This is a genomic window from Pseudomonas sp. GM80, assembly GCF_000282515.1.
Lineage (GTDB): Bacteria > Pseudomonadota > Gammaproteobacteria > Pseudomonadales > Pseudomonadaceae > Aquipseudomonas.
Genome location: NZ_AKJD01000269.1, coordinates 1 through 10,088 on the forward strand (window position 1 = coordinate 1; position 10,088 = coordinate 10,088).

The window sequence follows — 10,088 nt, forward strand, 5'->3', positions numbered from 1 at the left end:
TCGGCAGGAAAATGCCGACCGCCATGATGATCCCGGTCATCACCAGCAGCGGCATCGCTGCGCGGCTTTGCAGGAATGGAATCTTCGGCGTGCGGATCATGTGCACGATCAGCGTCTGGGTCAGCAACCCGACCACGAACCAGCCGGACTGGAACAGGGTCTGGTGATCCGGGGTGTTGGCATCGAAGACGTACCACATCAAGGCGAACGTGGTGATGTCAAAGATCGAACTGATCGGGCCGAAAAACAGCATGAAGCGCCCGACGTCGCCCGGCTGCCAGCGTTGTGGTTTTTTCAGCATGTCCTCATCGACGTTATCGAATGGAATGGCGATCTGCGAAATGTCGTAGAGCAGGTTCTGCACCAACAGATGCATCGGCAGCATTGGCAGGAACGGAATAAACGCGCTCGCCACCAGCACCGAGAACACGTTGCCGAAGTTCGAGCTGGCGGTCATCTTGATGTACTTGAGCATGTTGGCGAAGGTGCGCCGCCCTTCGAGCACGCCCTCCTCCAGCACCATCAGGCTCTTTTCCAGAAGAATGATGTCAGCCGCTTCCTTGGCGATATCCACTGCGCTGTCCACCGAAATACCAATGTCGGCGGTGCGCAGTGCTGGCGCATCGTTGATGCCGTCGCCCATGAACCCGACGACGTGGCCATTGCCTTTGAGGATGCGCACGATGCGCTCCTTGTGCGACGGCGTCAGTTTGGCGAAGACATTGGTGGTCTCTACGGCCACCGCCAGTTCGGCATCGCTCATGCGCTCGACGTCGTTGCCCAGCAGCAAGCCTTGTTGCGCGAGGCCGACTTCACGGCAGATCTTCGCCGTCACCAGCTCGTTGTCGCCGGTCAGCACTTTCACCGCCACGCCGTGTTCGGCCAAGGCTTTGAGCGCTGGCGCAGTGCTTTCTTTCGGCGGATCGAGGAACGCCACATAGCCGATCAGCGTCAGTTCCTGTTCATCCGCCAGGCTGTAAATCTCGCGACCTTCAGACATCGAGCGGGCGGCCACGGCCACCACGCGCAAGCCTTCAGCGTTGAATGCTGCAGTGACCTGACGAATCCGGGTCAGCAATTCATCGCTCAAGGCTTCATCGACCTCACCGTGACGCACGCGGCTGCACACCGCCAACACTTCTTCCACCGCACCTTTGCAGATCAATTGATGCGGCTGGCCACGGCCTTCGACCACCACCGACATGCGCCGACGATTGAAGTCGAACGGGATCTCATCGACCTTGCGAAACGCCGTGCCGACTTTCAGTTCACGGTGGATTTCCACGTGCTCCAGCACCGCGACATCCAGCAGGTTTTTCAGGCCGGTCTGGTAGTAGCTGTTGAGATAGGCCATTTCCAGCACGTCATCGGAATCGGCGCCCCACACGTCGACATTGCGCGCAAGGAAGATCTTGTCCTGAGTCAGGGTGCCGGTCTTGTCGGTGCACAGCACGTCCATGGCGCCGAAGTTCTGGATCGCATCAAGACGTTTGACGATGACTTTTTTGCGCGACAGAAACACCGCGCCTTTGGCCAGCGTCGAGGTGACGATCATCGGCAGCATTTCCGGGGTCAGGCCGACGGCAATCGACAGCGCGAAAAGCAGCGCTTCAGTCCAGTCGCCCTTGGTGAAGCCGTTGATGAACAGCACCAGCGGCGCCATGACGAACATGAAACGGATCAACAGCCAGCTGACTTTGTTGACGCCTTGCTGGAACGAGGTCACCGCCCGATCAGTCGCGCCAACACGTTGCGCCAACGCACCGAAATAGGTGCTGTTGCCGGTGGTGAGAATCACCGCCACCGCTGTTCCCGACACCACGTTGGTGCCCATGAACAGGATGTTTTCCAGCTCCAGCGGATTGCGCGTGTCGCGATCAGCCTGACGTGGAAACTTCTCCACCGGCATCGATTCACCGGTCATCGCCGCCTGGCTGACAAACAGATCCTTGGCGCTGAGCACGCGGCAATCTGCCGGGATCATGTCACCGGCCGAGAGCACGATCAGATCGCCCGGCACCAATTGCTTGATCGGCAATTCACTGCGTGGCGCGTCGCGGCGCATCACCGTCGCGGTGTTGCTGACCATGGCCTTGAGCGCGTCGGCGGCCTGGTTGGATTTGCTCTCCTGCCAGAAACGCAGCAGCGTCGACAGCACCACCATGGCGAAAATCACCACGGCAGCCTTGAGGTCTTCAGTCAGCCACGAGATCACCGCCAACAACGTCAGCAGCAAGTTGAACGGGTTTTTGTAGCAGTGCCACAGGTGAGTCCACCATGGCAGCGGCTGCTCGTGCTCGACCTCGTTGAGGCCGTACTGCGCACGCAGTGCATCGACTTCGAAGTCGGTCAGGCCATCGGAGTGCGTGCCCAATGACGACAGCAACACACCGTTGTCGCAATGCGCGGCATCGACCAGGGTGTTGGCCAGAGTGGGTGGGACTTCACGGCTGACCGTGGTGTCGTTGATCGATTCCAGCAGCGCCAGGCGACGGAAGTGCCGGGCGATGTGGCGGGTGCGCAGGAAGCCTGCGAAAAATTCCTTGAGCGTAAGTTTCATGGCTGTTGCCCCTATGGTCAGCCGGGAAACCGTCAAGCAGGTACGACCGCGCCTCGTCCGCCGGAAAAACCGGCACGGCAAGGCCTGGCGCGCCGGTCAGAAAAGACAGGCGTGTCGATAGGGCTGCGATGACGACGATAAAGTCGACATCACGCTCTGTTCAGCGTCGATGAGAAGGAACGTCCAGACATGACCCAGAACGGGACATGCACGGGATGCCGCTGCTCGCTTTTACGGCGAGACAACGACAGAGAAAGTCTGCGTTATCTTGCCGAGAATCTGCCGGTTACCGAGACCGGCCGACAACTGTCACTCGAACAAGTACCCACTGTGGGTCTCCGCTATTGATGAAAACGCGCGAAGCTTACGCCCCGATGTCTGGAGAGTAAACCCGCAAAAGGAGGTGTGTCGGGGAATGTGGCGGGTGTTCAGGAAGGGTTCAGAAATCAGATTTTTGTTAGCCATAAGGACCCCATCGCTGGCAAGCCAGCTCCCACAGGGATCTCCAGTGAACACAAATTTTGTGACCAACACAGATCCTGTGGGAGCTGGCTTGCCAGCGATGGCGGTGTATCAGGAAATACTGAGTTAGCTGGCGGTTGCTAACAACAGATCTGCCATCGAACGATGCCCGCGATTCTTGCCATGCTCATACAGCGAGCCGGCAATCTCGTCCGCGCGAATCGGCAACACCGACAGCAACGTATCGCTCAAACCATGGCTGGCCTGGCAGAAGCCCTGCATGTAGATGCCGGCCTTGCAGCGTTCGTCCGTGATCACTTTGTAGTTGCGATCAACCTCGAAATCGCCCAGGTACTCTTCCAGCGGCGCCAGCAGTTTGCGGTGCATCTGCCGCTCGTAACCGGTGGCCAGCACAACGGCATCGTAGTTGCGCACGGTGACTTCGCCGGTGGCGTTGTTGCGCACGGCCAGTTCGATACCGTTTTCGGTCGCGGTAGCGCTCTCGACAGTGGTCAATGTGCGGAACGCGTGACGGGCAATCCCGGAAACTTTCTGACGGTAGAAGATGCCGTAGATGCGCTCGATCAGGTCAATGTCGACCACCGAGTAGTTGGTGTTGTGGTACTCGTTGACCAGACGCTCACGCTCGGTGCTGTTCTGCTGGAACACCAGGTCGGTGAACTCCGGCGAGAACACTTCGTTGACGAACGGGCTGTCGTCCGCAGGTTTGAGTGCCGAACCGCGCAGGATCATGTCGACCTGCACCGACGGGAACGAATCGTTCAGGTCGATGAACGCTTCCGCCGCGCTCTGCCCGCCACCGATGATCGCAATGCTCATCGGCTGATTGCTCACGCACGGCTGCTTGGCCATTTGCGACAAATACTGCGAGTGGTGGAACACCCGGGTGTCGCCCTTCAGCGCCTTGAACGCCTCGGGAATACGTGGCGTGCCGCCGGCGCTGACCACCACCGAACGAGTGGTGCGTACATGTTGCAGGCCGTGGCTGTCGCGGGAAATGACGCGCAGTGCTTCAACCTGATGGTTGTGCAGCACCGGCTCGATGGTCAGGACTTCTTCGCCGTAGCGGCTCTGCGCTGTGAACTGCCCGGCGACCCAGCGCAGGTAGTCGTTGTACTCCATGCGGCACGGATAGAAGGTGCCGAGGTTGATGAAGTCGACCAGACGGCCGTGGTACTTCAGGTAATTGACGAACGAATACGGGCTGGTCGGATTGCGCAGGGTTACCAGATCCTTGAGGAAGGAAATCTGCAACTCGCTCTGCGTCGACAGGGTGTTGCCGTGCCAGCTGTAGTCAGCCTGCTTGTCGAGGAACAGCACATCCAGCTCGCCATGAGTCGGCCCGCGCTCTTGCAGAGCGATGGCCAGCGCCAGGTTCGAAGGGCCGAAACCGACGCCGATCAGGTCGTGAACGATGGGCGATGCAATTGCCTGTGTCATTTCCAGTGTCCTCTGGATGAACCCCTCAACCGTGGGGATAAAGCCTGGGTGACCTGACCGGCCCGGAGCAGGACAGCAGATCGTCTGTTGAGTAGGAACGAGGACGGTGAAAAAAAATTTACTGAGGAGGGATCAATGGGTGTCCCATTGCTTGATGCGTACCCGGCAATGTTTCATGGCATTGACGATGTGCTTTTCCACCAGCGCTTTGGAAATGCCCAGGCTTGCGGCGATCTCATTGTGGGACAGGCCTTCGATCTTGCGCAGCAGAAAGCTTTCGCGGCACAGCGGCGATAATTCGGCCAGCGCGCGCTGGAGCATCTCCAGGCGTTGACCGTGATCGAGGGTGCCATGGGGCGACGGGGTGAAATAGCGCTCTTCGTTGTCGAGCACTTCCAGCGATTCGACCTGGCGCGACGCATTGCGACGATGGTCGTCGATGACCAGATTCAATGCCGTGCGATAAAGAAATGCCCGGGGCTGCTCGATCGGCGTCTCGCTGGAGCGCTCGAGTACGCGCAAATAGGCGTCATGCACCACATCCTCGGCAACCTGACGGTTGCCCAGCTTGGCGTTCAGGAAACACACCAGCTCGCGATAGTAGTTTTCCAACATGACTCCCGGCCGCAGCAGTGCGGTTTCGATCCTTGAGCCACACCCGCCACCGTCAAAACGACAGTGGCACGATGCTGGCAATTTCAGATGCGTAATTTATAGTAATTCTCATATAGATTTAAAGCGCTGTTTCGATTTGCCCGACAAATTGTTAGCGCCTATACCTGTTACCGCGTTTTTCAGCGCTTAAATTACCCGTCGCGTCTCTCGTTTAAAGGACAGTTCCCCGTATCTGTCGCCTCCTGCGCCAGCGTTCGGTCGTGGCCCCTGTGCGGTGCCGACTGGATGACGGGTCGATTTCCACTGGCCGGAACCCTGCATGAAACGTCCCCGCCCCGCCCGACGCGCCCTGCTCGTAGCCCTTTGTCTGATTCCCGTTGTCGCTGTAGCCGCGTGGCAGATCCTGCCGCCCGGCCGGGACAAGTTCGCCACCGTGCAAGTCAGTCGCGGCGACATTGAAAGCAGCGTCACCGCGCTGGGCACCTTGCAGCCAAGGCGCTACGTGGATGTCGGTGCGCAGGCTTCCGGTCAGATCCGCAAAATCCACGTGGAAGTCGGCGACGTGGTCAAACAGGGACAATTGCTGGTCGAAATCGATCCATCAACGCAAAAGGCCAAACTCGACGCCAGTCAGTTCTCGATCGAAAACCTCAAGGCGCAGTTGCAGGAACAACAGGCGCAGCACGAATTGGCGCGACAGAAGTACCAACGTCAGCAGAACCTCGCGGCCGGCGGCGCCACTCGCGAAGAAGACGTGCAGACTGCGCGCGCCGAACTCAAGGCAACCCAGGCCCGCATCGACATGTTCCGCGCGCAGATTCGTCAGGCTGAAGCGAGCCTGCGCAGCGATCAGGCCGAACTCGGCTACACGCGCATTTATGCGCCGATGGAAGGCACCGTGGTCGCGCTCGATGCCCGCGAAGGCCAGACCCTCAATGCCCAGCAACAGACGCCACTGATTCTGCGCATTGCCAAACTGTCACCAATGACGGTCTGGGCCGAAGTCTCCGAGGCTGATATCGGCCACGTCAAACCCGGCATGAGCGCCTACTTCACCACCCTCAGCGGCGGCCAGCGCCGCTGGAGCAGCAGCGTGCGGCAGATTCTGCCCGTGCCGCCCAAGCCGCTGGACCAGACCAGTCAAGGTGGCGGCAGCCCCACCAGCAGCACTAAAAGCGGCGCCGGCCGGGTCGTGCTCTATACCGTGCTGCTGGACGTCGACAACGCCGACAACGCACTGATGGCGGAAATGACCACCCAGGTATTTTTCGTCGCCAACCAGGCCAAAGACGTCCTCACCGCACCGATTGCCGCTTTGCAGGGCAACACCCAGCCAGGCCACCGCATCGCCCGGGTCGTGGCGCAGAACGGTGATATTCAGCAGCGCGATGTGCGCACCGGCATCAGCGACCGTATGAAAGTCCAGATTCTCGACGGCCTCAGCGAAGGCGATCATCTGTTGATCGGCCCGGCCGATGGCAGTGGAGGCTAAATGCAAACGCCTCTGATCGACCTGCAGGACATCCGCAAATCCTATGGCGGTGACGATGCCCCTGAAGTCCATGTGCTGCGTGGCATCGACTTGTCGATCCACGCCGGCGAGTTCGTAGCGATTGTCGGCGCTTCGGGCTCCGGTAAATCGACGCTGATGAATATTCTCGGTTGTCTCGACCGCCCGACATCCGGCGAATACCGCTTCGCCGGAGAAAACGTCGCCGGCCTCGACAGCGATGAACTGGCCTGGTTACGCCGCGAAGCCTTTGGTTTTGTGTTCCAGGGCTATCACCTGATCCCTTCCGGCTCCGCTCAGGAAAACGTCGAAATGCCGGCGATCTATGCAGGCACTCCAGCCGCCGAGCGTCATGCCCGCGCCGCCGCCCTGCTCGACCGTCTAGGCCTCGCAGAACGCACCGGCAACCGTCCGCATCAACTCTCCGGCGGCCAGCAACAGCGGGTGTCGATTGCCCGTGCCTTGATGAATGGCGGCCATATCATTCTCGCCGATGAACCGACCGGCGCCCTCGACAGCCACAGCGGCAAGGAAGTCATGGCGCTGCTCGATGAGCTGGCAAGCCAGGGCCACGTGGTCATTCTCATCACCCACGACCGCGAAGTGGCCGCACGCGCCAAGCGCATCATCGAAATCAGCGACGGCCTGATCATCAGCGACAATGCCCACGAGAACCCGAGCGCACAAAACAGCGCCACTGCCGGTGCCCTGCAAGCGGTTGATCTGCGCAAACGCCTGAGTGAAGGCGCCGAGGCCACCGGCGCCTGGAAAGGTGAGCTGGTCGATGCCGTGCATGCCGCCTGGCGCGTCATGTGGATCAACCGTTTCCGCACCGCGCTGACGCTGCTGGGCATCATCATCGGCGTGGCGTCGGTGGTGGTCATGCTGGCGGTTGGCGAAGGCAGCAAGCGTCAGGTCATGGCACAAATGGGCGCCTTCGGCTCGAACATCATTTACCTCAGCGGCGCTGCGCCCAACCCGCGAACGCCACCGGGCATTGTCACACTGGACGAAGTCGCGGCGCTCGCGAGCCTGCCACAGATCAACCGCATCATGCCGGTCAATGGTGCCGAAGCCGGAGTGCGCTTCGGCAATCTCGACCACATGAGCTACATCGGTGGCAATGACACCAACTTCCCGGCCATTTTCAACTGGCCGGTGGTCGAAGGCAGCTATTTCACCCAGGCCGACGAGGCCAACGGCGCAGCGGTAGCCGTGATCGGCAAGAAGGTTCGTGACAAGTTGCTCAAGGACGTCGCCAACCCCATCGGCCAGTACATCCTGATCGAGAACGTGCCGTTTCAAGTGGTTGGCGTTCTGGAAGGCAAAGGCGCGAGCTCCGGCGACCAGGACAGCGACAATCGCATCGCCATCCCCTACTCCGCCGCCAGCGTTCGCCTGTTCGGAACGCACAACCCCGAATACGTGGTGATCGCCGCCGCCGATGCGCGCAAGGTGCACGAAACCGAAAAAGCCATCGAACAGTTGATGCTGCAACTGCACAACGGCAAGCGTGATTTCGAGCTGACCAACAACGCCGCCATGATCCAGGCCGAGGCACGCACACAGAACACCCTGTCGCTGATGCTCGGTTCGATTGCCGCCATCTCGCTGCTGGTCGGCGGTATCGGAGTGATGAACATCATGCTCATGACAGTGCGCGAACGCACCCGTGAAATCGGCATCCGCATGGCTACCGGCGCCCGTCAACGTGACATCCTGCGGCAGTTTCTCACCGAAGCAGTGATGCTCTCGGTGGTCGGCGGGATCGCCGGGATTGCCCTCGCTTTGCTCGTCGGCGGCGTGCTGATACTCAGCGAAGTCGCGGTGGCGTTCTCACTCATGGCTGTCGTTGGCGCCTTCGCCTGCGCCCTCGTCACCGGGGTGGTTTTCGGCTTCATGCCGGCCCGTAAAGCTGCCCGGCTCGACCCGGTCACGGCCCTTACCAGTGAATGATCGATCTATGAAACCGCAACTGAGCCTGTTGACCCTTTGCCTGCTGTTGAGCGCCTGTGGCACCTCCGCCCCGCGCCCGGACAGCGCCATTGTCGCCCCGCCGAGCTGGCAGTCGCCGAGTGTGCAAAACGCGACGCGGGACAATCAGCAATGGTGGACCCACTTCGCCAGCCCCCAACTGGCCGGGCTGATTGAACAGGCGCAAGTCGGCAGCCATGACCTCGCCGCCGCCATCGCCCGTGTACGTCAGGCCAGAGCCGCGACGGTGGTTGCCGGCGGTTCACAATTGCCGGAGATCACGGCCGGCCTCAATGCCAATCGCCAGAAACTGCTGCGGGGCAGCGGCTATAGCCAATTGGATGCCGACAGCAGCAACAAGGCTGTGGATTACTTTGATGCCAACCTTAGCGCCAGTTACGAAATCGACTTTTGGGGCGGCCAGTCGGCAACCCGCGAAAGCGCCCGGCAAAGCCTGCGCGCCAGTCAATTCGATCAGGCCACCGTTGAGCTGACCTTGCTCAGCGATGTTGCCAATCGCTACACCCAGGCGCTTTCCCTGCAGGAACAAAATCGTATTGCCGGGCTCAATCTGGCCAATGCCGAGAATGTCCTGCAACTGGTGCAGACGCGCTTCAATGCCGGGTCCGCCACGGCACTGGAACTGGCCCAGCAGAAAAGCCTGGTGGCCGCACAACAGCGCCAACTGCCAACCGTGCAGCAACAGGCGCAGGACGCACGTATCGCTTTGGCCGCGTTACTTGGCCGGTCGATTCAGGATCTGCCTGCCAGCCTGGAAACCTTCGATCAGTTGCAGTGGCCGCAGATCGCTGCCGGCGTACCCAGCGACCTGCTGACCCGCCGCCCGGACATCGCCCGCGCCGAAGCGCAACTGGCTGCTGCTCAGGCCGATGTGGCCATGGCGCGTGCTGCGATGCTGCCCAAGGTCACCCTGAGCGCCCAACTCGGCTCAGGCTCTAATCAGTTCGATGATTTGCTGCGCAGTCCATTCTACAACCTGACTGCCGGGCTACTGGCGCCAGTCTTCAACAACGGCCGCCTGGCTGCCGAACGCGACAAGGCCACGGCGCGCCAGGAAGAACTGCTGGAAACCTATCGCGGGGCGATCATCAACGGCTTCGCCGATGTCGAGAAAGCCCTGAACAGCATTCGCGGCCTCGACGAACAACGCCAGTGGCAAAGCGAAGAACTGAACCAGGCACAAACCGCTTTCAACATTTCCCAGAGCCGCTACCAGGCCGGCGCCGAAGACCTGCTGACCGTCCTGGAAACACAGCGCACCCTGTATGCCGCACAGGACCTGAATGTTCAACTGCGGCTGGCGCGGATGCAGGCAAGCATTGCCCTGTACAAAGCCTTGGGTGGCGGGTGGCAGACTCTGTAAACAACCGCCCCGCCAACCGCCATCGCGAGCAGGCTCGCTCCTACAGGGACGCGCATTTCAACTGCAGGAACGTGGTCAAACTGTTGGATCTGGCTTGCCAGCGATAGCCGGGTGTCAGGCGA

At 60.5% G+C, this 10,088-nt stretch carries 6 protein-coding genes; 3 read left to right on the top strand and 3 right to left on the bottom strand.

Annotation, left to right across the window (positions count from 1 at the left end; genetic code table 11):
• The 3 genes from mgtA to PMI37_RS30665 all read right to left on the bottom strand — a co-directional run.
• The coding region (mgtA, locus tag PMI37_RS30655; RefSeq protein WP_008088881.1) for a magnesium-translocating P-type ATPase at window positions 1–2,560 on the bottom strand (2,560 nt) is incomplete at its 3' end.
• Window positions 2,561–3,148: 588 nt separating this feature from the next.
• Complete coding sequence (locus PMI37_RS30660) at window positions 3,149–4,483, bottom strand: lysine N(6)-hydroxylase/L-ornithine N(5)-oxygenase family protein (protein ID WP_008088883.1); 1,335 nt, start codon at window positions 4,481–4,483, stop codon at window positions 3,149–3,151.
• A 132-nt stretch (window positions 4,484–4,615) separates the two neighbouring features.
• Window positions 4,616–5,098 (bottom strand): sigma-70 family RNA polymerase sigma factor, encoded by a 483-nt coding sequence (locus PMI37_RS30665; RefSeq protein WP_045123359.1) that lies wholly within the window; start codon window positions 5,096–5,098, stop codon window positions 4,616–4,618.
• Between the two features lie 319 nt (window positions 5,099–5,417).
• Here PMI37_RS30665 and PMI37_RS30670 point away from each other — a divergent pair, with 319 nt between their 5' ends.
• Genes PMI37_RS30670 through PMI37_RS30680 form a run of 3 tightly spaced genes read left to right on the top strand, consistent with a single transcriptional unit; the run spans window position 5,418 to window position 9,966 of the window.
• Window positions 5,418–6,590: an efflux RND transporter periplasmic adaptor subunit gene (locus tag PMI37_RS30670; RefSeq protein ID WP_008088887.1), complete on the top strand. Its 1,173-nt coding sequence runs from the start codon at window positions 5,418–5,420 to the stop codon at window positions 6,588–6,590.
• Window positions 6,591–8,564 carry a MacB family efflux pump subunit gene (locus PMI37_RS30675; protein ID WP_008088889.1) on the top strand — a complete coding sequence of 658 codons (1,974 nt, stop codon included), beginning with the start codon at window positions 6,591–6,593 and terminating at the stop codon, window positions 8,562–8,564. It begins immediately after the preceding gene.
• Between the two features lie 7 nt (window positions 8,565–8,571).
• On the top strand, window positions 8,572–9,966 hold the full coding sequence (locus tag PMI37_RS30680; protein ID WP_008088891.1) for an efflux transporter outer membrane subunit: 1,395 nt from the start codon (window positions 8,572–8,574) through the stop codon (window positions 9,964–9,966).
• The last annotated feature ends 122 nt before the right edge of the window (window positions 9,967–10,088 follow it).